Annotated in this window: 24 protein-coding genes; 19 read left to right on the top strand and 5 right to left on the bottom strand. The window is 66.3% G+C overall.

The window, feature by feature from the left end:
• Positions 1 to 279 precede the first annotated feature (279 nt).
• Entirely contained in the window at positions 280 to 564 is a 285-nt protein-coding gene (locus NV2_RS22010; RefSeq protein WP_067877660.1) for an MGMT family protein, read from the top strand.
• A 4-nt stretch (positions 565 to 568) separates the two neighbouring features.
• On the opposite strand, the gene NV2_RS22005 is transcribed toward NV2_RS22010, so the two are convergent.
• On the bottom strand, positions 569 to 1,330 hold the full coding sequence (locus NV2_RS22005; RefSeq protein ID WP_067877657.1) for an enoyl-CoA hydratase: 762 nt from the start codon (positions 1,328 to 1,330) through the stop codon (positions 569 to 571).
• Between the two features lie 71 nt (positions 1,331 to 1,401).
• Between NV2_RS22005 and NV2_RS22000 the strand changes: the two genes are divergently transcribed.
• The 8 genes from NV2_RS22000 to NV2_RS21965 all read left to right on the top strand — a co-directional run bounded on the left by NV2_RS22000 (position 1,402) and on the right by NV2_RS21965 (position 9,172).
• Positions 1,402 to 1,878 (top strand): flavodoxin family protein, encoded by a 477-nt coding sequence (locus NV2_RS22000; RefSeq protein WP_067877654.1) that lies wholly within the window; start codon positions 1,402 to 1,404, stop codon positions 1,876 to 1,878.
• A gap of 318 nt (positions 1,879 to 2,196) precedes the next feature.
• Entirely contained in the window at positions 2,197 to 3,075 is an 879-nt protein-coding gene (locus tag NV2_RS21995; RefSeq protein WP_067877853.1) for an ABC transporter ATP-binding protein, read from the top strand.
• The gene (locus NV2_RS21990) at positions 3,072 to 4,289 is read left to right on the top strand and encodes an ABC transporter permease (RefSeq protein WP_245662731.1); all 1,218 of its coding nucleotides are present in this window, start codon (positions 3,072 to 3,074) and stop codon (positions 4,287 to 4,289) included. Before NV2_RS21995 ends, NV2_RS21990 begins: the two co-directional genes overlap by 4 nt.
• A gap of 59 nt (positions 4,290 to 4,348) precedes the next feature.
• Positions 4,349 to 4,840 (top strand): pyridoxamine 5'-phosphate oxidase family protein, encoded by a 492-nt coding sequence (locus NV2_RS21985; protein ID WP_067877651.1) that lies wholly within the window; start codon positions 4,349 to 4,351, stop codon positions 4,838 to 4,840.
• A 27-nt stretch (positions 4,841 to 4,867) separates the two neighbouring features.
• A complete protein-coding gene (locus NV2_RS21980; protein ID WP_245662730.1) occupies positions 4,868 to 5,884 on the top strand; it encodes an NADPH:quinone reductase in 1,017 nt (338 codons plus the stop codon).
• 106 nt (positions 5,885 to 5,990) lie between these two features.
• Positions 5,991 to 6,572 (top strand): TetR/AcrR family transcriptional regulator, encoded by a 582-nt coding sequence (locus NV2_RS21975; protein WP_067877645.1) that lies wholly within the window; start codon positions 5,991 to 5,993, stop codon positions 6,570 to 6,572.
• Positions 6,569 to 7,420 carry an alpha/beta fold hydrolase gene (locus NV2_RS21970; protein ID WP_067877643.1) on the top strand — a complete coding sequence of 284 codons (852 nt, stop codon included), beginning with the start codon at positions 6,569 to 6,571 and terminating at the stop codon, positions 7,418 to 7,420. The genes NV2_RS21975 and NV2_RS21970 overlap by 4 nt, the downstream gene beginning before the upstream one ends.
• Before the next feature lie 165 nt (positions 7,421 to 7,585).
• Positions 7,586 to 9,172, top strand: coding sequence for an FAD-binding protein (locus NV2_RS21965; RefSeq protein WP_067877640.1), 1,587 nt, complete (start codon positions 7,586 to 7,588; stop codon positions 9,170 to 9,172).
• 108 nt (positions 9,173 to 9,280) lie between these two features.
• Here NV2_RS21965 and NV2_RS21960 read toward each other — a convergent pair whose 3' ends face one another.
• A complete protein-coding gene (locus NV2_RS21960; RefSeq protein WP_067877637.1) occupies positions 9,281 to 10,786 on the bottom strand; it encodes an FAD-dependent oxidoreductase in 1,506 nt (501 codons plus the stop codon).
• A 261-nt stretch (positions 10,787 to 11,047) separates the two neighbouring features.
• Between NV2_RS21960 and NV2_RS21955 the strand changes: the two genes are divergently transcribed.
• Entirely contained in the window at positions 11,048 to 11,332 is a 285-nt protein-coding gene (locus tag NV2_RS21955) for a type II toxin-antitoxin system Phd/YefM family antitoxin (protein ID WP_067877634.1), read from the top strand.
• Positions 11,329 to 11,589: a Txe/YoeB family addiction module toxin gene (locus NV2_RS21950; RefSeq protein ID WP_067877631.1), complete on the top strand. Its 261-nt coding sequence runs from the start codon at positions 11,329 to 11,331 to the stop codon at positions 11,587 to 11,589. Before NV2_RS21955 ends, NV2_RS21950 begins: the two co-directional genes overlap by 4 nt.
• 53 nt (positions 11,590 to 11,642) lie before the next feature.
• On the opposite strand, the gene NV2_RS21945 is transcribed toward NV2_RS21950, so the two are convergent.
• Both NV2_RS21945 and NV2_RS21940 read right to left on the bottom strand, forming a co-directional pair.
• Complete coding sequence (locus tag NV2_RS21945; protein WP_067877629.1) at positions 11,643 to 12,329, bottom strand: SDR family oxidoreductase; 687 nt, start codon at positions 12,327 to 12,329, stop codon at positions 11,643 to 11,645.
• Between the two features lie 156 nt (positions 12,330 to 12,485).
• Positions 12,486 to 13,691 (bottom strand): FAD-dependent monooxygenase, encoded by a 1,206-nt coding sequence (locus tag NV2_RS21940; RefSeq protein WP_210749186.1) that lies wholly within the window; start codon positions 13,689 to 13,691, stop codon positions 12,486 to 12,488.
• Between the two features lie 74 nt (positions 13,692 to 13,765).
• Here NV2_RS21940 and NV2_RS21935 point away from each other — a divergent pair, with 74 nt between their 5' ends.
• The 4 genes from NV2_RS21935 to NV2_RS21920 all read left to right on the top strand — a co-directional run bounded on the left by NV2_RS21935 (position 13,766) and on the right by NV2_RS21920 (position 17,755).
• Complete coding sequence (locus tag NV2_RS21935; protein ID WP_067877627.1) at positions 13,766 to 14,317, top strand: TetR/AcrR family transcriptional regulator; 552 nt, start codon at positions 13,766 to 13,768, stop codon at positions 14,315 to 14,317.
• Positions 14,318 to 14,876: 559 nt separating this feature from the next.
• Positions 14,877 to 15,833, top strand: a complete 957-nt coding sequence (locus NV2_RS21930; protein ID WP_245662729.1) for a hypothetical protein — start codon at positions 14,877 to 14,879, stop codon at positions 15,831 to 15,833.
• Positions 15,834 to 15,987: 154 nt separating this feature from the next.
• Entirely contained in the window at positions 15,988 to 16,791 is an 804-nt protein-coding gene (locus NV2_RS21925) for an SAM-dependent methyltransferase (protein WP_067877624.1), read from the top strand.
• A gap of 205 nt (positions 16,792 to 16,996) precedes the next feature.
• The gene (locus NV2_RS21920) at positions 16,997 to 17,755 is read left to right on the top strand and encodes a MerR family transcriptional regulator (protein ID WP_067877621.1); all 759 of its coding nucleotides are present in this window, start codon (positions 16,997 to 16,999) and stop codon (positions 17,753 to 17,755) included.
• 52 nt (positions 17,756 to 17,807) lie between these two features.
• Here NV2_RS21920 and NV2_RS21915 read toward each other — a convergent pair whose 3' ends face one another.
• Positions 17,808 to 18,479: an NAD(P)H-binding protein gene (locus NV2_RS21915; protein WP_067877618.1), complete on the bottom strand. Its 672-nt coding sequence runs from the start codon at positions 18,477 to 18,479 to the stop codon at positions 17,808 to 17,810.
• A gap of 446 nt (positions 18,480 to 18,925) precedes the next feature.
• On the opposite strand from NV2_RS21915, the gene NV2_RS21905 reads away from it, so the two are divergent.
• From NV2_RS21905 to narI, 4 genes are read left to right on the top strand one after another with little or no spacing between them, the layout of a single operon-like run.
• Positions 18,926 to 22,621 (top strand): nitrate reductase subunit alpha, encoded by a 3,696-nt coding sequence (locus NV2_RS21905; protein ID WP_174550620.1) that lies wholly within the window; start codon positions 18,926 to 18,928, stop codon positions 22,619 to 22,621.
• Positions 22,618 to 24,273: a nitrate reductase subunit beta gene (gene narH, locus NV2_RS21900; protein WP_067877613.1), complete on the top strand. Its 1,656-nt coding sequence runs from the start codon at positions 22,618 to 22,620 to the stop codon at positions 24,271 to 24,273. Before NV2_RS21905 ends, narH begins: the two co-directional genes overlap by 4 nt.
• The gene (gene narJ / locus NV2_RS21895) at positions 24,270 to 24,905 is read left to right on the top strand and encodes a nitrate reductase molybdenum cofactor assembly chaperone (protein ID WP_067877610.1); all 636 of its coding nucleotides are present in this window, start codon (positions 24,270 to 24,272) and stop codon (positions 24,903 to 24,905) included. Before narH ends, narJ begins: the two co-directional genes overlap by 4 nt.
• Complete coding sequence (narI, locus tag NV2_RS21890) at positions 24,902 to 25,636, top strand: respiratory nitrate reductase subunit gamma (protein WP_067877607.1); 735 nt, start codon at positions 24,902 to 24,904, stop codon at positions 25,634 to 25,636. Before narJ ends, narI begins: the two co-directional genes overlap by 4 nt.
• Positions 25,637 to 25,714 lie beyond the last annotated feature (78 nt).

Here is a 25,714-nt window from a genome sequence, read left to right as displayed (position 1 = left end):
TACGCCAAAGAGAATGCAATTCTCCAAGCCTCGCATTCCAGCTCGGTAGGGTCGGTACGGACCGTCGCCTTCTCCCGGGCAGACGAGGTTCGCTGCGACTGCGCGATCGGTGCGGGATCAGGAATCGAGGTGGCATGACTCGTCGAGTGTGGACCATCGGTCATTCGACGCGCGAGTTCGCCGACGTGCTCGAGATGCTGCGTGGACGGCCCCCGTGAACCCCGACGCGGTGCTCGAGGACGGGAAGCTGATCTACCCGATGCGGCGTTGACATCGACCATGAGCATCGTCGACGAGGTCCGCGCCGCTGTCACGGCCATCGAAGCCGGATCGGTCGCCACCTACGGCGACATCGGCAAGCAGATCGGTGCCGGCCCCCGACAGGTAGGACGGATCATGAGCCTGCTCGCCGACGGGGTGCCGTGGTGGCGCGTCGTGCACGCCGACGGCACCCCCGCCACGTGTCATGGTGGCAGCGCACCGGTACGGCTCGCGGCCGACGGTACGCCGCTGCACGGCGGCCGGGTGGATATGAACCGCGCCCGTAAACAGTGCAGTCGGTGAGGGATCAGTCGGAGGCGCCGATGCGAGCCTTCATCGCCGCCAGGCGGTCGGTGAATTCCTGCGACCGCAGCGACACGACCTGTGATGCGATCTCGACGTCGACGGCCTCGGCATGCGAGTCCAGTGTCCGCGTGTGATCCATCGTACGTTTTGTCGTGACCAGGAGATCTCGCGGAGCCGCGGCAGCACCGGAGGCCAATTCCACTGCCGCGGAAACCAGATCGTCCTGGTCACCGAGCACGACACGATGCACCAGTCCCGCACTGTGCGCGGCGTCGGCGTCGAGGATCTCGCCGAACAGGGTCATCGCGGTCGCCTGCTGCGGACCCACCGCGCGCTGCAGCATCCAGGTCATGCCACCACCGGGATGCAGACCCAGCTTCAGAAACCGGGCGTCGAAACGTGCCCGCGGTCCGGCGATCCGCACATCCGCGGCCAGCGCCAGGTTCAGCCCGGCGCCCACCGCAGCCCCGCCGACCGCCGCGACAGTCGGGAGTGAACAGTGCGCCACGGCCAGAAAACCTGCGTAGATCGCATGCAGGCCCTCCTCGGCAGCCTCGCCGAGCGCGCTCAGATCGGCACCGGCACAGAATGCGGGTGGCTCACCGGCGATCACGACGGCATGGACATCGCGATCCGCCTCCGCCGCGGCGATCGCCGCCGCCAGCTGCTCGGAGAGCTCGAGTGTCAGCGCATTGCGGCGTTGCGGATCCGACACCGTCACCACTGCGACCGCATCCCGCCGCTCCACTGTGATCTCACCCATGGCGCCATCGTAGTGAGTGGACCGACGATAGGATCCGCATCAGCAGTCGAACGGGCGAACAGGGGAGTCTCGTGAAGGCAATCATCGTGTGCGTATCGGTCTCGCACGGCAATACCCGCCGCATCGCCGACACTATCGGGGAGGTCTTGGACGCACGCGTGGTCGAACCGGAGGAGGTCGACCCGGCCGAGCTGACAGGCTACGACCTGGTGGGGTTCGGCTCCGGAATCTTCAACATGAATTTCCATCCCCGCCTGCGCAACCTGATCCGCGAGCTGCCGCAGCAGCCGTCGGCGCCCGCATTCGTGTTCGCCACCAGCGGCTTTCCGGAGCCCCCGTTCCGCCGTTACCTCCGTTCCCTCACCACACTGTTGCGACGACGCGGATTCGACACCATCGACACATTCCACTGCCGCGGATTCGATACCTGGCTACCGCTGACAGTCGTCGGCGGAATCCGGAAGGGACGCCCCGACGACGCCGATCTGCAGGCGGCCCTCGCTTTCGCCGAGAGGCTGCAGGCGGCAGTGAACTCGACGCCGCGCTGACTGTCCACAGTTCAGTGATGCGCCGCTCCGTCGGTTCGCGCACCCTGTGGACTGCTCGATGATCGCGTCCCGGTACCCGAGTCGAGCGGACAGGTGTAGCACCTGGCCTTGGATCACGGTGGCGGAGAGGTCGTGGTTGGAAGCGCGGTCACGGACTCATGCCCGGCAGACCCACGGTGTGCGAGGCGATGGGCAAACCTTGCCCGCGGGAGGCGTGCCGGTCGACTACGGTCGGTGTCTACCGACTCGAGGCGGCCGAACGGTCGGCAGGACCGAAGCGGTCGCCTCTCCAGTGTGATCGACGTGTGGGGAGGTCCGATGCTCGAGGTCTCGCATCTGGTGCGGCGCTTCGGTGCCAAGGTGGCCGTGGACGATGTGTCATTTTCGGTCGAGCCGGGTGCGCTGACCGGGTTCGTCGGCGGCAACGGCGCGGGCAAGACCACGACCATGCGAATGATCATGGGGGTTCTGGCCCTGCACGGCGGCCACGTGCAGTGGGGTGGTCGGCCGGTGACGGCGGTCGACCGGCGTTCGTTCGGGTATATGCCCGAGGAGCGGGGGCTGTACCCGAAGCAGTCGATCCAGGATCAGCTGGTGTATCTGGCTCGGCTGCGAGGACTTTCGGCCACCGAGAGCAGGCGGCAGACCACCGAGTTGCTGGAACGGTTCGATCTCGGGGACCGAGCGAAGGACAAGCTGGAGTCGCTGTCGCTGGGCAATCAGCAGCGTGTCCAGATCGCGGCGGCAGTGGTGGCACGGCCGGCGGCGCTGATCCTCGACGAGCCGTTCTCCGGGCTGGACCCGGCCGCGGTTGACTCCATGGCCGCGTTGCTCCGTGACTATGCGGCCCGGGGTGTCCCGGTCCTGTTCTCCTCACATCAGCTGGATCTGGTGGAACGATTGTGCGACCGGCTCGTCATCCTGGCAGGCGGCCGGGTTGTCGCACAGGGCTCCGCGGCCCGGTTGCGCGACAACGGTGCGCTGCGTTACCGGCTGCGCACCGGAACCGATACCGGGTGGCTCGGCGAATTCGACGGGGTCACAGTGGTCGAGCGCAACGGCTCGGGGGTCCTGCTCGAATTGACCGGCGCCACCACCGATCAGGTGCTGGCGCAGGCATTGGTACAGGGATCGGTCCATGAGTTCGCCGAGGTACGGCCGTCGGTGGCAGAGATCTTCCGGGAGGTGACGGCGTGACGGTCGCCACCGACGCACAGAATCGGGGTAATACGGTGGCCGCGGCCCCGCGCGGCGTGTGGCAGATCGTGGCGCGGCGCGAAATCGCGGTCAAGCTGCGGGACCGCAACTTCCTCATCTCGACCGTCGTCACCGTCGTCGCGATCGTGGCGTCGCTGGCCATCAGCGGATTCCTCAGTGGCAGAACACAGACCGTCGATGTCGCCGTCGTCGGGACCGGCGCCGCGGACGTGGTGGATGCTGCCGGTGGCATCGCCGAGGACACCGGCCGCAACGTCGGCTTCACCATCCACCAGGTCGCTGACGCGGACGCACTCGAACGGCAGGTGCGCGACGGAACGGTCGATGTGGGGCTGATCGCGACGTCGCAGGGATGGCGGCTAGTCGGCAAGGACTCCGTCGACGACGACGTGAGCACCCCCATCGCCGCGGCTGCGCGGCAGACCGCACTGCAAACCAACGCCGTCGCCGCGGGCACATCCCTCGAACAGCTCGCCCGCGGCGGGCAGGTGAACACCACCGTTCTCGACGAGTCTGCGATCGACCCCGGATTCGCGAAGGTCATCGCGTTCGTGTTCGCCTTCCTGTTCTATATCGCGTCGGTACTGTTCGGCATGTCGATCGCGCAGAGTGTGATCGAGGAGAAGCAGAACCGGATCGTCGAAATTCTCGCCAGTGCGATCCCGTTGCGCCAGTTGCTGATCGGGAAGGTGATCGGCAATACGGTGATGGCCTTCGGGCAGCTGGTGCTGTTCGCGGCCGCGGGCCTGGCCGGGCTGGCGATCCTGGGCGAGACCGAACGTGTCACCCAGATCGCGGGGGCAGCGGGGTGGTTCATCGTCTTCTTCGTCGTCGGATTCCTCGCCCTGGCCAGCTTGTGGGCGGTCGCCGGATCGCTGGCCACCCGCAGCGAAGACCTCCAATCGACCTCCACCCCGCTCACCATGATGATCATGATCGTGCTGTTCCTCGGCATCTTCGCCGCCGGTACCTGGCAGACCGTCGCCTCCTATATCCCGGTCGCATCCATCGTCACCATGCCCGCCCGTCTCGCGGCCGGTACCGCCGACTGGTGGGAGCCCCTGGTTTCCCTCGCAGTCATGGCGGTATTCGCCTACGGCATCGTGGTGGTGGCGGAGCGGATCTATCGTCGCTCACTGCTGCAGACACAGGGACGGCTGACCTACCGGCAGGCGCTGAGCGTCGAGGACTGAATCGCCGCGGCGAGCTCCCTGGCAACTGGCGAGGAGCAGCCGACGCCGAGGAGGTGTGAATGGGCATCATCGATCAGGACATGCGGGCCATCGTGGACAGCGCCAAACTGGGATTCGTCGCCACGATATGCGCCGACGGATCGCCGAATTTGTCCCCCAAGGGCACCATCCGGGTATGGGGCGATGATCACCTGGTGTTCTTGAATCAGGCGTCCCCGAACACGGTCGCCAACCTGCGTCGCGATCCCCGCCTCGAGGTCAACGTGGTCGACTTCCTCAAACGCCGCGGATACCGATTCAAGGGGACCGCGGAGCTGCGGGATCCCGGCGACGAGGTGTTCGAATGGATGTACCGGTGGCTGCTGGACCTGCACGGGCCCGGATACCCCGCGCACGAGGCGATTCTGGTGCACGTCGAGCGCGCGCTGCCGGTGCATTCCCCGGCATACGAGTTCGGTCATGCCCGCGAGGACGAGCTGCAGCGGGCCTGGGCGGCCATCTACGGGGCCGCGGTTCCCGATGACCGCGCGGACCGTCCGGAGTCGTCGTGACGGCCCGGCTGTTTCGGAGGCCGTGCCGTGGCTGAGATCCCGCGGTCGATGGAAGCGGCCTACGTGCGGGAGCTGGGCGGGCCGGACACTATCCGGTGCGGACAGCTCCCGGTGCCGGTGATCGGGCCGACCGACGTGCTTGTTTCCGTCGAAGCAGTCACGGTGAACCCGGTCGACACGTTGGTGCGCTCGGGAGCGTTTCCGACACCCACGCCGTTCCCGTTCGTGATCGGACGTGATCTGGTCGGCACGGTCGCCGCGGTCGGGGCCGGAGTCGGCGGCTTCGCGGTGGGGGATCAGGTATGGGAGAACAGCCTCGGGCACGGTGGCCGCCAGGGTTCGTTCGCACAGTACGCGACCGTGCCCGTGGACAGGCTGTATCGGCTTCCCGACGGTGCGGACCCGATGCAGGCGGTCGCCGTGGCGCATATGGCCGCGACCGCTTGGCTGGGACTGTTCCGGCATGCGCGGCTGGAACCCGGGCAGACGATCTACGTCGGTGGCGGTGCGGGGAACATCGGTGACGCGGTGGTGCGGCTGGCCGCCGCCGCGGGCGCCCGGGTAATCGCCGGCGCTTCCGGTGCCGGACTCGATCACTGCCGCGACGCCGGCGCGACCGCTGTCGTCGACTACCACGACCCGCACGCTGTCGAGCAGATCCGCGGTGCGGCCGGCGGCGGCGTGGACGTGTATTGGGACACCTCCGGACATCACGACTTCGATGCCGCAGTGAGCTCGACCGCTCGTGGAGGTCGCATTCTGCTGACCGCAGCGGGCCCGAGGCCACGCGTGCCACTCCCGGTGGACGTCGCCTACACCCGTGACATATCCCTGCACGGATTCGTCATCAGCAACGCCACCATCCCCGACCTGGCGGCCGCCGCCCGAACCATCAACCAGGGCCTGGCCAATGGGATCCTGGTCGCGAGGATCGCCGACGTCCTTCCGTTGGCCCGCGCCGCCGAGGCGCACCGCCGCATGGAAGCCGGGCACGTGTCCGGTGCCAGGCTGATCTTGCGACCGCTGTCCACGGTCGGTAGGTAAATCGATCGCGACATTCCGTGTGCTCGGTTACGTGCGCACCTTTTGTGCCTACTCGGCGTAGGCTATAACCTAATCCCCCTAGGAAAGGGGTGAGATGGCGCCACGGATGGGTCTGACTACCGAGCGGGTAGTGAGTGCGGCGGTGGAACTCGCTGACGAGGCCGGGTTCGACAAGCTCACGTTGTCCGCCGTAGCCAAGCGGTGCGGCGTGAAGGACCCGAGCCTGTACGTGCACGTGCGCAACCTGCAGGATCTGCGCGTTCGGCTCGCCTTGCGGGCCAGCGACGAGCTGAACGACAGTATCGGCGCGGCGATCGCCGGTCGTTCCGGTAAGGATGCGCTGATCGCGTTCGCAGGCGCATACCGAGCCTATGTACTCCGATATCCGGAGCGCTACGCGGCCACACAGATTCGGATCGACCCCGCCGCTGTGGCCGGTGAGCCCGCCCTGATGCGCAGTATCGAGTTGACCGCGGCGATCCTGCGCGGCTACGGGTTGGAGGACGCCGAGGGGCTCGACGCTGCCCGTCTGCTGCGCAGTACTTTTCACGGATTCGCCACGCTCGAGTCCGCCGGCGGATTCGCCCACTCGCGGGCAGCCGAGGACTCCTGGCCGCACATCGTCGACGCGCTGCACCTGACGCTGTCGAACTGGCCTGATTATCCGAAGGAAGGTACCGACCGATGAAGGCGGCCACACTGCACGTTCCCGGCGCGACGCTGTACTACGAGATTCGGGGGAGCGGGCCGCTGTTGCTGCTGATTCCGGGCGGTGGGGGCGACGCCAACGCGGCCGACGGTATGGCCGAGGTGCTGGAACAGCATTTCACCGTCGTCGCCTTCGACGCTCGCGGTTATTCGCGCAGCACGCTCGACAGCGGCATCCCCGAGGACCAGTACGTCGCGACCCAGAGCGAGGACGCTTACCGGCTGGTGACACATCTGACCGACGATCCCGCATACATCTGGGGAGGTAGTCACGGTGCGATCGTCGGCCTGGATCTGCTGGCTCGCCACCCGGATCGGGTGCATGCGCTCCTCGCCCACGAGCCGCCGTGCTTCGCGGTGTTGCCCGACGCTGCCACGCATCGCGCCATGGTCGAGGAGGTGTACGAGCTGTTGCGGACCGAAGGGCTCGCCGCTGCCGCTGCCCGATTCATGACCGCGATCGGCGGGGCGATGAAGCCGGGACCGGAACCGGCCGATACGTCCGAACGTGCGGTGCAGCGGCAACAACGCAGCGCCGCCAACGCGCCGATCATGTTCGAGCACGAATTCCGTGAATTCACCTCCTACATCCCCGATTACGCGGCCCTGACCGAGGTGGCGGATCGATTGGTGCTCGCGGTCGGCCGTGACACCCGCGGCTGCCTGCCGTATTACCCCGCAGTCGAGATCGCCGAGCGTGTCGGTCGGACAGTCGAGGAATTCCCGGGAGCGCACAACGGGATGTTCACCCACCCCCACCGGACAGCCGAACAGCTCATCCGGGTGCTGGCGTCGATGCCCGGGCCGGCCGGCGCGACAGCACCGTAGGACGGGTCGCGCGGCGCAGTGGCCGCTGCGGGCACGTGTCCAGGACGAGCAAAACTGCAACACGTTATAGTGTTGTCTGCAATTCGTATCGGGCTCGTGGGCCGCGGTATGCGCCCCTGGCGGCGACCTACTACAAGAACGTGTTTCTGCTCGGAAGGGTTCGAGATGGTCTGGGATGCCACAACCGATGTGCTCGTCGTCGGGTTCGGTGCGGCCGGTGCATGCGCGGCGCTCGAGGCGCGCGCGGCCGGAGCGCAGGTCCTCGCCGTCGACCGGTTCAACGGCGGTGGCGCCACGGAACTGTCCGGCGGCATCGTCTACGCGGGCGGTGGTACCACGATTCAGCGCGAAGCCGGGGTCCAGGACACTCCGGAGGAGATGCTCGCCTACCTGACCGGCGAAGTCGGTGACGCAGTTCGCCCCGAAACACTGCGCAAATTCGTCGACTCGAGCCCCGAGATGATCGACTGGCTCATGGGGCACGGCGTGCCGTTCGAGGCCTCGGTCTGCCCCTACAAGACCTCCTACCCGGACAACCGCTACTACCTCTACTACTCCGGTAGCGAATGCTCCGGGGAGTTCCGCGCGCTCACGCCCCCGGTGCAACGCGGCCATCGCGCCAAGGGCAAAGGTGCGTCGGGCAAGAAGATCTACCAACCGCTGGCACGAGCCGCGCGCCGTGCCGGTGTCGAGTTGCGTCCGCACACCAGAGTTGTCGCACTCGAAAACGACGACGAGGGCCGGGTCGTCGGCGTGCGGGCGCGCACGATGGCATATGCGCCGGCAGGGGTCCGCAGGAGCTTTGCCGCGCTGGCCTCGGTCGCCGCGAAACCCGGCATCTACTATCCGCCGTTGCGCCGCATCCTCGAACGACGACTGGACGCGCTGGAACGACGGTATGCACGTGAGGTGCGGATCCGCGCCCGGCGAGGTGTGATCCTCAGTGCCGGTGGATATATCGCCAACACCGAACTGCTGGCCCGGCATGCCCCCCGCTACACCGGCGGTCTGGCGCTGGGCACCACCGGTGACGACGGGTCCGGCATCGAACTGGGCCTGTCGGCGGGTGCGGTCGCCGACAGGATGGATAATGTGTCGGCGTGGCGGTTCATCGCCCCGCCCAGCGCGTTCTACAGCGGGTTGCTGGTGAACGAGAACGGCGAACGCTTCATCGACGAGACCCGCTACGGTGCGGCGGTCGGCAACGCGCTGGTACGTGAGCAGGGCAGCAAGGGCTGGCTGCTGGTCGACGCCGAGCTGATGCGCCGGGCGAAGCAGCAGCTGACGGACGAGGCGATCTGGTTCCAGCGGGTGCAGGCGGAATCGCTGCTGCGCACCTCGGCGGTTCGGGCAGGAACGCTACGTGAGGTGGCGCGCCGAGTGGGGATCAGCGCGGACGGACTCGCGAAGACAGTCGAGCTGCACAATGCGGCGATCAGTCGCGGCGAGGTCGATCCGATGGGTAAGCCGGCGGACTTCACCCACCCGATCGGGTCGGGCCCGTTCACCTTGCTGGATGTGTCGGTGCGTCCGAAGCTGACCAACCCGTGCCCCATGTTCTCCCTCGGCGGTCTGATCGTGGACGAGGACACCGGCTCGGTGACATCCACTGCAGGCGAGGCGATCCCCGGATTGTATGCCGCGGGCCGGACCGCGATCGGAATCTGCTCCGAGTCCTACGTCAGCGGCCTGTCGATCGCCGACTGTGTTTTCTCCGGACGGCGCGCCGGCTACTCGGCGGCGGACCGGTGACCAGGCGACAACCAGGGCTGACGGCGATTTCCGAGCGGCCTCACAACGGCTTCGACGATGGAGTTGGCACAGGCAACGCCGGGTCGTCCCGCCGCTGCAACACATGCACTACGCCGCGCCAGCCTCTCTGGGATGATGCACCGAACTGGAAGCGGCGGCGGCACCGGCGCGCCGGCCGAAGTAGGTGCCGTCACCCAGCGAGGTGCCGCTGATATATCCCCAGGAGTGTAGTCCCGACGTGGCGCGTCCGGCCGCGAAGAGTCCGGTGATGGTGTTCCCGTCGAGGTCCACGACGTTGCCGTCGACGGTGGTGTGTAGGCCGCCGATGGTGAATACCGCAGCGCCGCCACCGTTCTCGGTGCCGCCCTCGCTGGGGGCCACCATGCCGCGCCGGACGTCGATCGCTGCGAACGGTGACCGCATCGGGCGCAGCCACCGGGCGGCCTTGTGGAAGTAGGGGTCCTCGCCTCGCTCCGCATGCCGGTTGTATTCGCCGACGGTGGTCTGCAACGCGCCGTCGGGCATACCGATCTCGCGTTCGAGTTCGGCGAGCGTTTCGGCAACGAAATGTGGTCGTACACCCCACCGTTCGTCGACCGGGACCTCCTCGTAGGCCTGCTCGTCGAGGATCACCCACACCTGGAGGTTGTGCTTGAACAGTGCAGCCTGCCCGATGAGCCCGGGGTAGACGTCCTCGTTGATGAACCGCTGTCCGAGATTGTTGACGGCCATACCGCGCACCATCATGCCCGGGACCGCGCTGATCCCGATCTGTCCGGCGGACATGTGTTTGACCGCAGCACCGACCGCCTGTGCCATCACGATCCCGCGGCCGTCGTCTCCGCCGTCGCTGTTGATTCCCAGCCCGACCAGCTGTGGTGCGTGCTGCGCAATCATCTCGCTGTTGTCCGCGAAGCCTCCGGTCGTGATGATCACGCCGCGTCGTGCGTAGTAGGAGACGGTGTCGTTGAAGTGGCGTGCCTGCACGCCGACGACGCGCTTACCGTCGACGATCAGCCGCAGTGCCTGTGTGTCGCGGTGGATCGCGATGGGCTTGTTCTCGACGGCCTCGCTGAGCCTCGCCATGAGTACTTTGCCGCCGAAGCCCTCGGCTGCGACACGGTGTCCGCGCGGTGCCGGCCGTGCGATCTCGTTGAACGGGTAGGCGTTCTCGCCCATCCACATCAGACCGTCGTCGGTCGGCGGAACCCATGTGGGCGAATCCCATAGTGAGTGTTTGAACGGCACACCATGACCGACCAGCCACTGGTAGTGCGCGAGGCTGTCGCGGCTGTAGAGGCCGACCTTCTCCTCGTCGGCGTCCGGGCCGAGTGCGGCGAGCAGGAACTTCTCCATGTCCTCGGCGGAGTCGGTGAACCCGCATGCTTGCTGGACCGGCGTGCCGCCGCCGAGGTACATCTCCCCACCCGACAGTGCCGACGAACCGCCGCCGCTCTGCTGCTCGAGCAGAATGACCTCGGAGCCCGTCTCGCCGGCTTCGAGGGCTGCGCATGCACCCGCGCAGCCGTACCCGACGATCAACACATCGGTCTCGTGGTCATATCGGTCGACCTCCGTGACATCGATCGGTGTCACGGAATGACGTGCGCTCATGAGGTGCTCCTGTTGCTACTCGCCCCGGACGGCGTGGTGTGGCTCACAGTATGGTTCGGGATTCTCGAGCGACAGCACTGTTGCCGGTCAGCGGGAGCACTGAGTTCTGTCGACAGCCACACAGGTGAGGGCCTCGGCCGGTCCCCGTTCGAGTACTACCTGGACAGGCTCGAGCCCGCCGGCGCCCGGGTTTCGACGTACAGTGGTCGCCCGAATGACGGCACCGATACAGTTGTACAAATAATCTGTACAATCGTCGGTATGAAGCAAGTCTCGTACTCCGAAGCTCGCGCCACTCTGGCGAAAGTACTGGATACCGCGACCGATGATCTGGAAGAGGTGGTGGTGACCCGCGCGGGTCACGAATCCGTGATCGTGGTCTCCCTGCGCGAATACGAAGCACTGAAAGAGACCGCCCATCTCCTGGGCACCCCCGCCAATGCCCGGCATCTACAACGGGGACTGGAAGAGTTCGCGACCGGTGGCTTCGTCCCCGGTGAGCGTCTGGACGTTTCCGAGGACGATGATTCGACGGGAGTGGCGTGAAGCTGCAGTTCTCCAGCGAGGCGTGGAAGGACTATGTGTGGACGGTCGCGAACGACAGGGGCGCCGCACGCAAGATCAACCGGTTGTTCGATGACATCCAGTCCAACGGTCAGGCCGATGGGATCGGAAAGCCGGAACCACTGCTCCACAGTCTGGCCGGTTGGTGGTCGCGGCGGATCACCCAGGAACATCGGTTGGTGTACCGGGTCGAAAACGAGATCATCCACATCCTGTCGTGTCGCCACCATTACGAATAACCCGTGGTTGTTACGGCCCGCGACGGATGGTTCGACTCGGGTAACCGTCCCGCTCAGCGGATGGCTTCGGTGATCGGCGTCGGCCCGTCGTAGAAGGTCACGGTCCGGCGGATCGCGGCGTCGGCGGTAACAACGTGGGCGATCACCGCCGCAACATTGTCGCGGGAGGTATTTCCCTCGTCGTCCCGAGGCTGCCGGCCATCGATCGTGCCGTCGAGGTCGGCGAGCCGGATTTTCCCGGTCCCCGGCTCCAGGGTGAGTTTGCCGGGTCCGAGGATCGTGAAATCGAGCCCGGTCTCCCGCAGATGCGCGTCGGCATCGTGTTTGGCCTTCGCATACGGGTAGAAGGAGCTGCTCGGATCGACCTTCTCGATCCCGACGTCGGCTCCCGCATAGGAAACCAGTAGGAAGCGATGCACACCGGCCCGCTCGGCCGCGGTCATCGAGCGCACGGCCGCGTCGTAGTCGACCCGGTGGGTGCGTTCCGGATTGCCACCGCCCGCGCCCGCCGCGAACACCACGGCCCGCGCGCCTTCGAACGCTCTCGTCAGCTCCTCGACGTCGGCTTGCTCGATATCGAGGACCACCGGCTCGCCCCGGGCTGCCTCGACTTCGGCGCTCTGGTCCGGATTGCGGATGACCGATTCGACGACAGCACCCGCGCTCGCGAGCTTGGGCGCGGCGAGCAGCGCAACCTTGCCGTGGCCGCCGAGAATGACAACACGCTTGCTATCGGACATGAGTGCCTCCTTCTGTACCGACTTCGGGGGCGAGCACGCCGCCGACCGGACAGTCGCGACCGGCGACTCCTGTTACCGGTCAAGTATCCGCCCTGCGGATCCTGCGGCGCAAAGCCCTCTCTCGAGTAGGCACCGGCTTGTGCTCGCGCGTACCGCTCAGGCCGCGTAGTCCGCGGCGGTGATGGTTCGCGCGACCTTCTGCGGCGCTCCGCCGATGAGCCCACGCCAGGGCAGGTAGGGCAGCAGTCGAACGTTGAGGTTGCGGAAGCGGATCATGGTGCTGCTTGCGGGGGCGTACCAGGCGCCGGTGCCTTCGGCGAACTTCTGGCAGGCCTCGACCATGGGCCGCATGCGCTGCTCGTAGCCGGGAAAGGCGACCGTGTGATCCCCAGCGGCGGCGGCCAATTCGCCGGCGAGGGTGTAGGCACCGACCAGTGCCAGATTCGCGCCCTGTCCCGACAGTGGCGAGGCGCAGTAACCGGCGTCGCCCACCAGTGCCACGCGGCCGGTGCGCCAGGTGTCCATGTGGATCTGTGTCATGGCGTCGAAGTAGAAATCCGGGGCGTCGTCGAGGTGGGCGAGCAGCTGTGGCACCTGCCAACCCTGCCCCCCGTAGGTGTCGGTGAGGATCTTCTGCTGCTGCGCGACATCGCGGTAGTCGTAGTCGGGGTGCTCCGATGCCCAAGCGAAAATCGCCTTGGCTTCGGAGTTCTCGCGAGCACTGTAGGCGCCGGCGACAGTGCCGGGAGTGTTGTAGTCCCGCTCCCAATGGTCGAGGTTCAGGAAGTTCGGAATCGTGTAGATGCAGATGTAGTACCCCATATGGCGGGCGAACTGCGATTCGGGGCCGAAAGCCAGCGCGCGGGTGCGGGAATGGACTCCATCGGCACCGATGACGAGAGCGAACCGGCGTGGCGGCGCGTGTTCGAAGCTGACCTGCACCCCGTTCTCGTCCTGCGTCAGTGCGGTGATGGAGTCGCCGAAAATGTACTCGACGGTGTCGCAGGTGGCCTCGTACAGCACACGCGCCAGGTCGCCACGCTGGATTTCGGTGTCGCCGTGTGCGCCGACACCGTTGAATACCTCGCTCGAGATGCGGGCGCGAACCTTGCCGTTGGCGTCGACGTAGGACGTGCCGCGCTTGCCGGTGCTCATTTCGTGTAAGCGGTCCAGCAGGCCCATCCGCCGCACCACCTCGGTGGCCGTGCCGAGCACATCGATTGCTTGGCCGCCCTCGCGCAGGCTCGGTGACGCCTCCACGATCGTCGGGGTGAAACCGTAACGCTCAAGCCAGAAGGCGAGGCAGGGCCCAGCGATGCTGGCGCCGGAGATCAGGACACTGCGATTGCTCATCTGCTGCATGTCGACGACGGTAGCGTCGAATTGCGCAACTGCGCAAGACAAATGTGTGAGGCAATTGCGCTACAATGATGGCCATGGGAAACCGTGAGGATCTGCTGGCGGGTGCGCGTACCTGCCTGTTCGACAAGGGCTACGCGCGGACCACGGTCCGTGACATCTCCGCCGCCGCGGGAGTGAGCATGGCAGCTATCGGCTACCACTTCGGCACCAAGGAGGCGCTACTCACCGAGGCGCTGGCCGAGGCCACTCGGGAGTGGGGAGTCGATCTCGAGCAGGCGCTGGCCGACGTACCGCACCACGACACCGATCCGTGGCAGCGGTTCGCCGTACGCTGGGATGCGGCTGCGACCACGATCGCCGCACATCGTGGACTGTGGTCGGCCACCTTCGAAGCCTTGGCCCACCCCGATATACGGGCACGACTCGCCGACAACCTCGACGAGGCACGCGCGGGTCTGGCCCGACTCTTCGCCGATGCCGCCGGCGACAGCGCCGCCGGCTCGGGCGCGCTCTACCAGGCGCTGCTCACCGGAATGGCAGCCCAGCTTCTTATCGACCCCGACAAGGCTCCGACCGGGAGCGAACTCGCCGAAGCCCTGCGCCGCACGACCAGCACCGTCTCATGATCTCGGGGCTCGACCGAGCGAGCACCGCGGTCGAGCCCCGAGCGCTGTGGCGACGACGGGCTCGAACACGAGGGATCGCTGCGACGCACAGCGACCGCGTTCGACTGATCCGGGTGCCCCGGTCGGGCACAAAGTAGTACTCCCGTACCAGCGGGCACAGTTTTCGAGCAATTTCGTTTTGGATACGTAACGTTGGCACGCACCAAACGTAAACGGAATTGCCAATGCGCTTCCGCGAGGTCGCGGCACTTCTGGCCTCCGATAAGGTTCACTTATCGGAGGTCAGCCGCTCGGGGCAGGTATGCCGCCCAACATCTTTCGTTGCGTGTTATTACGTTGGTAATGACGAAACAAACGCTACGATTCCATGGTGTCGAACACATGTAACTACCCGGGATGTAGTCGGACCATCACTCGCGGTGGAGCACCGGGCCGGCCGTCGGAATACTGCGATCACCCGGAGCACACCCGGTGGCGGGCCTGGCGGGAGCGCCAACGTCTACAACAGGAGGAGACGCAGACTCAGGACGCAAACGTCACTGTGACGCAACAGGGTCCGGTGACATCCGCTCGGCTACGAGCCGACGAAATGCTCACCCAGTTCCGTACGCTGGCCGATCAGCTGGCCAACACCTTGTCGGTCGCGGTGGCCGAGCTGTCGACGTTGGCCGATCCGTCGGTGGCGGAGGCGCAGGTTCAAGCGGTCCAAGCGGACGCAGCGCGGCGGATAGCCGAGGCCGAAGTCACCGCGGCAGCGGCCGAGCAGGCACGGCGCGATTCCGAGAACGCCCGAGTCGCCGCCGAGAGCGCCGCGGAGGATGCGGGCGAGGCGGCAGAGGCAGCAGAGGCGCGCATCGCCGAAGCACTGACAGCGCGCGATGACGCGCTCCGAGAAGTGGAACGCATCGGACGGCAAGCCGCGGACGATGTCTTCGCGGCCCGCGCCGCCGCCGAGGCCGAGATTCGCGACGTGCGCCGCACGTGTGAGCGTGACATCGATGATGTGCGCGTACGTGCCGACGAGAACATCGAATTGGCGCGCAGTAAGGCCGGCGCGGACATCGAGCAAGCGCGCCGCGACAGCGCCCAGCGAGTCACGGCTGCCGGTGCCGAACGCGATCTCGCGGTCCAGCGCGCCGCCGACGCCGAACGTGCCATCGAGCGAATCGAAGCGGCGCTCGCCGAGCGTGCCCGGGACCTGGCCGAGATGAAGGAAGAACTGAACAGGGCTCGCGCCGAAACCGATCGGGTACGCGCCGAAGCGAATTCGGCGCAACGTCGGGCGGCCGACGATATCGCGGCCGTGCGCGCCGAGTGTGCGGCAACAGCCGAGCGGGTCGCCGAACAGACCGCGGCCCGGCTCGCCGCACTCGACGATGCGCGGACTCAGACACTGGCGCGGGCGGAACGCGCGGAAGCGCAACTCGATGCCGAACTGTCGCGGCAATCCACCATCATGACCGACAATGCGGTCGAAACAGGCACGCGCACAGGGGATATGGCCGATCCCCGCTGATCGAATGACGCGAACTCCCAGCCTGCCGGGTCGGTGCGGTGAATTCGGTCTCCCGGCCCGGTCGATCCCCGGCCCGGACCATCGCGGGCGGCTATGCTCGACACCTGAATCATCCACGACCGCGACGGGCGTCGTGGGAATCGAGAGGTGACCAGTGAGCGACGACGCCATGCGAGCGCGGCAGGCCAGGCCTAGCGTGGCACGGGTATACGACTACATCCTCGGCGGGCGCGACAACTACGGTGTCGACCAGAACCTCGCCGACTACTTCATCGACTTCATGCCCGGTTCCGAACAGGTGGCGATCACCGCCCGGGCAGCCACGCTGCGGGCCGTGCGTAGCATGAGTGCCAACGGCATTCGGCAGTTCATCGATCTCGGCTGTGGGTTGCCCACTTCGGAGAACGTGCACGAGGTGGTGCGCCGGCAGCATCCCGACGCGCCGATCGTCTACGTCGACAATGACCCGTTCGTGGTTGCGCACGGCCGGGCTCTGCTGTGTATCGACGACCGGGTCGCAATGATCAGCGGGGAAGTGCACAAGCCGACCACGGTCGCCGACCACCCGGATGTGCAGCGGCTGATCGACTTCGACCAACCGGTAGGGCTGATCTTCGGTATCGTCCTCGGATTCCTCGAAGACGACGAGGAGCCGGAGTCCGTGATCGGTTCGTGGAGTGAGCGGGTGGCTCCCGGAAGCCAGGTCTACATCTCGCATTTCCGGTCCGGGCACAACCGTGAAACCACCACTACCGAGCGCAAGATGCTCGACGCCTTCGGCCGTGGCCGCTGGCGCAACGACGACGAGGTGCGCGCGATCTTCGGAGACCTCGAACTGATCGAACCGGGTCTTCGGTCGTGCGCGCAGTGGTGGCCCGAAACTCCCGCCGCCGACACCGGTCGGGAGCTGAGTCTGTGGGAACAGATGATCGTGGCCGGCCTCGCACGCAAACTGTGAGACCACCCGGTGGATCGCCGCGCGGCGGAGCGTAGCGATCCACCGGCGGACATCGGCAACAGTGTCCAGCTCGACGCAGGCCGCCGCGAGACCGTGGCCGACGCCGCGCTGGCATTATCGGCTTGACCTTGACGCTGCGGAAACTTCTACCGTCGTAGACGAGGCCGGACGGACCGGTCTCCGGCAAGGATGGGGAGCAGAGCAGATGAGCTGGTCGATCGCGGAGGTGGCGAAGATGTCGGGCGTCACGTCCCGCACGCTGCGCCACTACCACGATATCGGGTTGCTCGTACCGGCCCGTGTCGGCGCCAACGGCTACCGCTACTACGGCCAGGCACAACTGCTGCGCCTGCAGCAGATCCTGGTGTTGCGGGAACTCGGTCTCGGTCTCGGCGACATCGCCGCGGCGGTCGACTCCGAGCCCGACACGTTGGCAGCGCTGAAACGCCAGTACACCCGGCTGCTCGAGGAACGTGCCCGGCTCGGACGGATGGCCGACACCGTTGCGCGAACCATCGCCGAACTGGAAGGGAATGCGAAGATGTCCGTGCAGATCAACCGGCCGGAGAATCTGTTCGCCGGATTCGACCACACGGAGTACGACGACGAGGCCCGGGAGCGCTGGCCCGAGGAATTCGAACAGTCCCGCAAGGCATCCGAGGGCATGACCGCCGCCGATGTCGAGCAGATGCAGCGGGAGCTGACCGCCGCGATGGTTCGGATGGCCGAGTTCATGGCCGCGGGAACCCCGGTCGGGGATCCCGCCGTACAGGCCGAGATTCATGCCCAATACCAGGGCATCTGCCGGTTCTGGACTCCGAACCGCTCGGCATACGCGTGCCTGGGGCAGATGTATGTCGACGACGAGCGGTTCAAGGTCAACTATGAGCGGATCGCCACCGGTCTCGCGGAGTACCAGCGCGATGCGATGGTGGTCTACGCCGAGCAACGCCTGAGCGACTGATACCGCGAAGGAGTGTCCCCGCCGCGGCGCGGGGACACTCCGGGGCCGGTGTTCAGGCGGGACGCGCTCCGGTGGCCGCAACGAGCGCGGTGACCGCCTCGGCGACCGGCGTCGGGCCTTCGGTGAGCTCGACGATGACGCGCCTCAACGCCGGCTCGTGCAGCGATGCGGCGACGAAGGCCGCCACGTCGTCGCGACTGACCGGACCGTACTCGATCGCGAGTCCGGCAGCGACGGTGCCGGTTCCGGGATCGTCGCGCAGCGTTCCGGGCCGCACGATCACCCAGTCGAGTGCGGTATGAGTGAGGTACACGTCGGCCGACTTCTTCACCCGCATGTAATGCTCGAAACCCGCCGAGGTTTCGCGGTCACGGCCCGCATCGGGAAATACCGACACCAGCAGGAACCGCGAGACACCGGCACGTGCGGCGGCTGCGGCGGCCTTCTCCAGCCCGGCACCGTCGATCGCTGTGGTCTTGTCGGGGCCGGTGCCGTGCGCGCCCGCCGAGAAGACCACAGCGTCGTGGCCGGCGATCTTCGCGGCCAACTCGTCGATGGTGTCCTCGATGAGATCGCCGTGAACCGGTTGTGCGCCGGCGGCGCGCACGGTGTCTGCTTGATCGGGATTGCGGTGCATTCCGGTGACCTGGTCGCCGCGGTCGGTCAGCAAGGGGGTGAGGCGGCGGCCCACGCCGCCGGCCGCGCCGATCTGGAATACCTTCACGAATGGGCACCTTTCTGTGGGCGATTGCGGTCGGTCCGATTGTGGTCTCCGCCTCGCAGTTCCGCTCGGCCGGGCACGGCAGGGCCGGCCGAGCAGGAACGGGATTCGATCCGGCGTGGCCGTCCCCGAGTGCATCGAACGCTTCGAGCTCGCGATAGCTGAGTGTTGTCGGACACCGATAACGGGATGGACGGGGTGCGTGTTCGGGTGGCGGGTATGGTAGTCGGCCGCGGCGGCTGCGCGCTGCTTACCCACCGGATCAATGCTGTTCACGGACATATCGAGCGGTTCCGGCTCGCGTTCGACTCCAGAGCGGGCGATACCGACTCCGCATCCGTTGATGCCGAAATCCCGCGGTTGCCGTGGTTCAGAGATTACGGTGCCAGTGTTCGTGTGACGAGTGAGTTCGATCGCGCGGCGCCGCGATCGGGGCGAGAGGCGAGTTGATGGCACGTGCGGCACGCGGGAACGGTAGCGGCGTGGATTCCGAGCTGACTTCGGCACTGATCCGCAGCCGGCGCTTCTTCACCCGCGCCGCGGTATCGGAGGATCTGCGCACCGAATACGTGCGCGGCGGACGGCAGGCCGACGAGTTCTATCGCGATCGCTGGGCCCACGACAAGGTCGTGCGTTCCACACACGGAGTGAACTGCACCGGATCGTGTTCGTGGAAGGTGTATGTCAAAGACGGCATCATCACCTGGGAGACACAGGCCACCGACTATCCATCCGTCGGACCGGACCGGCCCGAATACGAGCCGCGGGGGTGTCCGCGCGGTGCGGCCTTCTCCTGGTACACCTATTCGCCCACTCGGATCCGGTATCCGTACATCCGTGGTGTTCTGCTCGAGATGTACCGGAATGCCAAGGCGCGCACCGGTGACCCGGTGGCCGCATGGGAGTCGATCGTCTCCGATCCCGAAGCGGCCCGATGGTACAAGAGCGCTCGCGGACGCGGCGGGCTGGTGCGCGCGAGCTGGGAGGAGGCGGTCGAGTTGGTGGCCGCAGCCCACGTACACACCATCAAAACCTATGGCCCGGACCGAGTTGCCGGGTTCTCGCCGATTCCGGCGATGTCGATGGTCTCGTTCGCGGCCGGGTCCCGGTTCATCTCGCTGATCGGCGGTTCGATGCTGTCGTTCTACGACTTCTATGCCGATCTGCCGGTGGCCTCACCGCAGGTTTTCGGTGATCAGACCGACGTGCCGGAATCCGGAGACTGGTGGGACGCCGGCTATCTGATGATGTGGGGCTCCAACGTACCGGTGACCCGTACGCCGGACGCGCACTGGATGACCGAGGCCCGCTACCGCGGTCAGAAGGTCGTCGCGGTGGCGCCGGACTACGCCGACAACGTGAAATTCGCCGACGACTGGCTCGCGCCGCATCCCGGTACCGATGCAGCCCTGGCCCTCGCGATGGGGCACGTGATCCTGCGGGAGTTCTTCGTCGACCGGCAGGTGCCGTATTTCGAGGACTACGTGCGCCGGTTCACCGATCTGCCGTTCCTGGTGCGACTCGAAGAGTCCGACGGCGTGTTCCGGCCCGGAAAGTTCCTGACCGCTGCCGATCTGGAGCAGTTCGCGGCCACCGACCACGCGCAATTCAAGACGGTGCTGCTCGACGGACAGGGAAATCCGGTCGTACCCAACGGATCACTCGGTTTTCGCTACGGCGACGAAGGGGCCGGACGCTGGAATCTGACGTTGGACGGGGTGCGGCCGATGCTGTCGGTGACCGGTGATTCGGCGGTGACGGTGGAGTTGCCGCGGTTCGACACCGCCGACGGCTCCGCCGCACCGTTGCGCCGTGGGGTGCCGGTACGGACGGTCGGCGGCCATCTGGTCACCACAGTGTTCGATTTGATGCTCGCCCGTTACGGCGTGCACCGGGAGGGCCTGCCGGGGGAGTGGCCCACCGGTTACGACGATGCCACGCAGCCCGGAACCCCGGCCTGGCAGGAGACCATCACCGGGGTCGCCGCGGCATCCGCCGCGCGCATCGGACGTGAGTTCGCCGAGAACGCCGAACAGACACAGGGTCGTTCGATGATCATCCTCGGCGCCGGCACCAACCACTGGTTCCACTCCGACACCATGTACCGGACTTTCCTGGCGCTGACGACCTTGACCGGATGTCAGGGCCGCAACGGCGGCGGCTGGGCCCACTATGTCGGGCAGGAGAAGACCCGGCCCATCACCGGTTGGGCTACGGTGGCCAACGCCCTGGACTGGACCAGACCGCCCCGGCACATGAATCAGACCGTCTACTGGTACCTGCACACCGATCAGTTCCGCTACGACCCGTTCGCCGCCGATGCACTCACCACGACCACCGGGCGTGGCGCGCTCGCCGGGCGCAGCACGGCCGATCTGATCGCGCAGGCCGCCCGGATGGGGTGGACTCCGTCGTACCCGACCTTCGACCGCAATCCGCTCGACCTCGCCGACGAGGCTGCCGAGGCAGGGGTCGAACCGTCGGAATACGTGGTCGACGAGGTGAAGTCGGGGCGGCTGCGGTTCGCCTGCGAAGATCCCGACGATCCGGCGAACTTCCCACGCGTGCTGTCGATCTGGCGGTCGAATCTGCTGGGATCCTCGGCAAAGGGCGACGAATACTTCCTGCACCATCTGCTCGGCGCCGACTCGTCGTTGCGGGCCGAGCAGACGCCGCCGCACGCGCGCCCCGAGGACGTGGTGTGGCACGAGACGGCGCCGACCGGGAAACTGGATCTGCTGCTCACCCTGGATTTCCGGATGACCAGTACCACCATGTATTCCGATGTGGTGCTGCCCGCGGCCACCTGGTACGAGAAATACGATCTGTCCTCCACCGACATGCATCCGTTCGTGCATTCGTTCAGTCCCGCTATCGCTCCGCCGTGGCAGACGCGCACCGACTGGGATGCCTTCGCAAGTATCGGTGCCGAATTCAGTCGGCTGGCGGCCCGGCATCTGGGGGTACGCAAGGATATTGTCGCCACGCCGCTGCAGCACGACACTCCCGACGAGCTGGCCAACCCGCACGGTGTGGTCCGCGATTGGAAAACCGGTGCGTGCGAACCGGTCCCGGGGAAAACCATGCCACGACTGACTGTGGTCGAACGCGACTACGGGGCGGTGCGAGCGAAGATGGGTGCGCTGGGCCCACTGCTGGACCGGCTCGGTGCCACGACCAAGGGCGTCACCTTCGATGTCCGCCGGGAAGTGGAGGAGTTGGGGGCGCGCAACGGCATCGTGCACGGCGGCCCCGCGGCCGGGCGACCGAGCCTGGAACGCGATATCGATGCCTGTGAGGCCATTCTCGCGTTGTCGGGAACCACCAACGGCCGGCTCGCGGTGCAGGGGTTTCGGACCTTGGAGCAGCGCACCGGAACGCCGCTGGCCGATCTCGCTACCGAGAACGAGGGCAAGCACATCCATTTCGCCGATACCCAGGTGGCGCCGGTCGCGGTGATCACCTCGCCGGAATGGTCGGGCTCGGAAAGCGGTGGCCGGCGCTATTCCCCGTTCACCGTGAATGTGGAGCGGGGCAAGCCGTGGCACACCCTCACCGGCCGGCAGCACTTCTATCTCGACCACGACTGGATGGCCGAGGTCGGCGAGCAGTTGCCGGTTTTCCGTCCACCACTGGACATGTCCGCATTGTTCGCCGAGCAACGGCTGGGGGAGCAGAGCGCACACGGGCTTGCGGTGCGCTATCTGACGCCGCATTCGAAATGGTCCATCCATTCCGAATATCAAGACAACCTGCTGATGTTGAGTTTGTCGCGGGGCGGTCCGACGATCTGGATGTCGGATCGCGACGCCGTGAAGATCGGGGTACGCGACAACGAATGGATCGAGGCGGTCAACCGCAACGGTGTGGTGGTGGCGCGGGCAGTCGTCTCCCATCGGATGCCCGAGGGCACCGTCTACATGTGCCATGCCCAGGACAAACTGATCGATGTGCCGTTGGCGGAGACGTCGGGAAAGCGCGGCGGTATTCACAATTCCCTGACCCGGCTGCTGATCAAACCGACACATCTGATCGGTGGGTACGCGCAATTGTCCTTCGCCTTCAACTATCTGGGGCCGACCGGTAATCAACGCGACGAGATGACCGTTATTCGTCGTCGTGGGCAGGAGGTGAGCTACCGATGAGACCCATGGCGCAGGTGGCGATGGTGATGAACCTCGACAAGTGCATCGGCTGCCATACCTGTTCAGTTACCTGCAAACAGACCTGGACGAACCGGGCGGGCGTGGAATACGTCTGGTTCAACAATGTGGAAACCCGGCCCGGGCAGGGATATCCGCGCACCTACGAGGATCAGCAGCGATGGAAAGGCGGGTGGACGCTCGACCGCAAGGGCAGGTTGCGACTGCGGCGCGGTGGCCGGATGCATACCTTGTTCACCATCTTCGACAATCCGACCCTGCCCGAACTGTCGGACTACTACGAGCCCTGGACCTACGATTACGACACCCTCATCACCTCCCCACTGCAGCGGCACCCGCCGGTAGCACGGCCACGGTCGTTGATCACCGGCCGTGAAACCGCCATCACCTGGTCGGCGAACTGGGACGACAACCTCGCCGGGGCCCCCGAACTCGCCGCGGCCGACCCATTGCTGGAAAAGGTCGGAGACAAGGTCAAGTTCGAATTCGAGCAGACCTTCATGTTCTATCTGCCTCGGATCTGCGAACACTGCCTCAACCCGGCCTGTATGGCGGCCTGCCCGTCGGGTGCGATCTACAAGCGTTCCGAGGACGGCATCGTTCTGGTGGACCAGGACCGCTGCCGCGGCTGGCGCATGTGCGTGTCGGGATGCCCGTACAAGAAGGTCTACTTCAACCACCGCACCGGGAAAGCCGAGAAGTGCACGTTCTGCTTTCCGCGGCTCGAGGTGGGCTTGCCTACGGTCTGCGCCGAAACCTGCGTCGGACGGCTGCGCTATATCGGGGTGATGCTCTACGACGCCGATACCGTCGGAGAGGTGGCGGCGACCCCCGATGAACGGGACCTGTACGCCGCCCAGCGCGATGCCTTCCTCGACCCGTTCGATCCGGAGGTGGTGCGGGCCTGCGAGCGAGCCGGTATACCGCGCGACTGGATTCAGGCGGCGCAGCGGTCGCCGGTCTATGCGCTGATCCGCGAATACCGGGTGGCGTTGCCGCTGCATCCGGAATACCGGACGGTGCCGATGGTCTGGTACATCCCGCCGCTGTCGCCGGTCGTGGATGCGCTGCGTGACACCGGCCACGACGCCGAGGATCAGGACAATCTATTCGCCGCGATCGAGGCATTGCGCATTCCGGTGGAGTATCTGGCGCAATTATTCACCGCCGGCGACACCGCACCCGTCGCGGCGGTGTTACGCAAGATGGCGGCAATGCGTAGCTATATGCGCGATATCAATCTCGGTCGGTCGCCGCGCCCGGAAATCCCGGCCGCGGTGGATATGTCCGAAGAACAGCTCTACGAGATGTACCGACTGCTGGCGCTCGCCAAATACGACGAGCGCTACGTCATTCCGGCAGCGCATGCCGAGCAGGCGCACGGACTCGAGGAACTGGCCACCGAATGCGATCTCGACCGTGACGGCGGACCGGGGATGGGTGGTTGGGGGCCCTTCGGCGAGAGTTCCGGTGGCCCTACCCCGGTCGCGGTGGAGAATTTTCGGATGCTCGCGGACCGTCAGACCGCGGACGAGTCCGGCGGCGGCGCGAAGCGGGTGAATCTGCTCAACTGGGACGGCCGCGGCCGTCCGGAAGGTCTACTGCCCAAGCGAAGCGGGAGGCATCGCACATGATCCGGACCGGAGTTCGCACCGCAGCATGGCAGGTGCAATCACTGTTGCTCGGCTATCCCGACGACACTCTCTTGGGAGAGTTGCCGCTGCTGACCCGCGCATCCGCCGCCTTGCCGGTCGCCATCGGCGGACCGCTGCGACCGCTGCTGTCACATCTGCACGACGGCGCGCCGGTCGATCTGGCCGCGGAATACGTCGACACCTTCGACCACCGCAAACGATTCAGCCCCTACCTGACCTACTTCTCGCACGGTGACACCCGCAAGCGCGGCATGGCGCTGCTGCGGCTCAAGCAGCTCTACCGCGATGCCGGATGGCAGCTCGACGACGGTGAGCTGCCCGATCACCTCGGTGTCGTCCTCGAATTCGCGGCGACCGAGCCGGAAGACGGCCTGCGCGTGATGACCGACTATCGCGCCGGCATCGAGGTGATGCGTTCCGCGTTGCGGGACTTCGGATCACCGTGGACGGGTGTGCTCGATTCGCTGTCGGCGACCCTGCCGGCGCTGCGCGGGTCCGACAGCGACGCCGTGGCCAAGCTCATCGCCGCCGGGCCGCCCGGAGAGGAGGTCGGCACTGATCCGTTCGCGCCGCCGACCTATATGCCGACACCGATCGGGGGCAGGCGGTGAATGTCGATGCGACCGACCAGTTGCTCTGGGTGGCAATACCGTATGCGACACTGGTGACCTGCATCGGCGGACTGATCTGGCGTTACCGATACGACAAGTTCGGCTGGACCACGCGCTCGTCGCAGCTGTACGAGAACCGGCTGCTGCGGCTGGGCAGCCCGCTGTTCCATTACGGCATCGTGTTCGTCTTCCTCGGACACGTCCTGGGGTTGGTGATCCCCCAATCGTGGACCGACGCGCTCGGCATCAGTGAGAACGCCTACCACGTGGTGTCTTTCGGTCTCGGTGCGATCGCCGGTGGTGCCACCGTGCTGGGCCTGCTCATCCTGCTCTATCGTCGCCGCACCGTCGGGTCGGTGTTCTCGGCGACCACCCACAACGACAAGGTCATGTATGTCCTGCTCGGGCTCACCCTCGCACTCGGTGTGGTCGCCACGTTGTACAGCACGCTCAGCGGCCATCCGCACAATTATCGTGACGACATCTCGCCGTGGTTCCGGTCGCTGTTCTATCTGGATCCGCAACCCGAGCTGATGGTGGGTGCACCCACCTTGTTCCAGTTGCATGCACTGTCGGCCTGTGCGCTGTTCGCCTTCTGGCCGTTCAGTCGGCTCGTGCACGTATTCTCTGCTCCGGTCGGCTATCTGACGCGCCCCTACCTGGTGTACCGCAGTCGCGATACGTCGCTGGGTTCGCACCGTCCGCCGCGTGGGTGGGAGCGGGTGCAATAGCGGCCTTTTCGGCACCGGTTGGAGGAGTGGGCGCTGTCCGATTGCCGACTCGACCCACACGATGTGGCGAAATTGCCC

The sequence above is a fragment of the Nocardia vermiculata NBRC 100427 genome, assembly GCF_001613265.1.
Classification (GTDB): Bacteria; Actinomycetota; Actinomycetes; order Mycobacteriales; family Mycobacteriaceae; genus Nocardia; species Nocardia vermiculata.
Note: the sequence above shows the minus strand (reverse complement) of the source record. Positions and strands in the feature narration are given on the sequence as shown.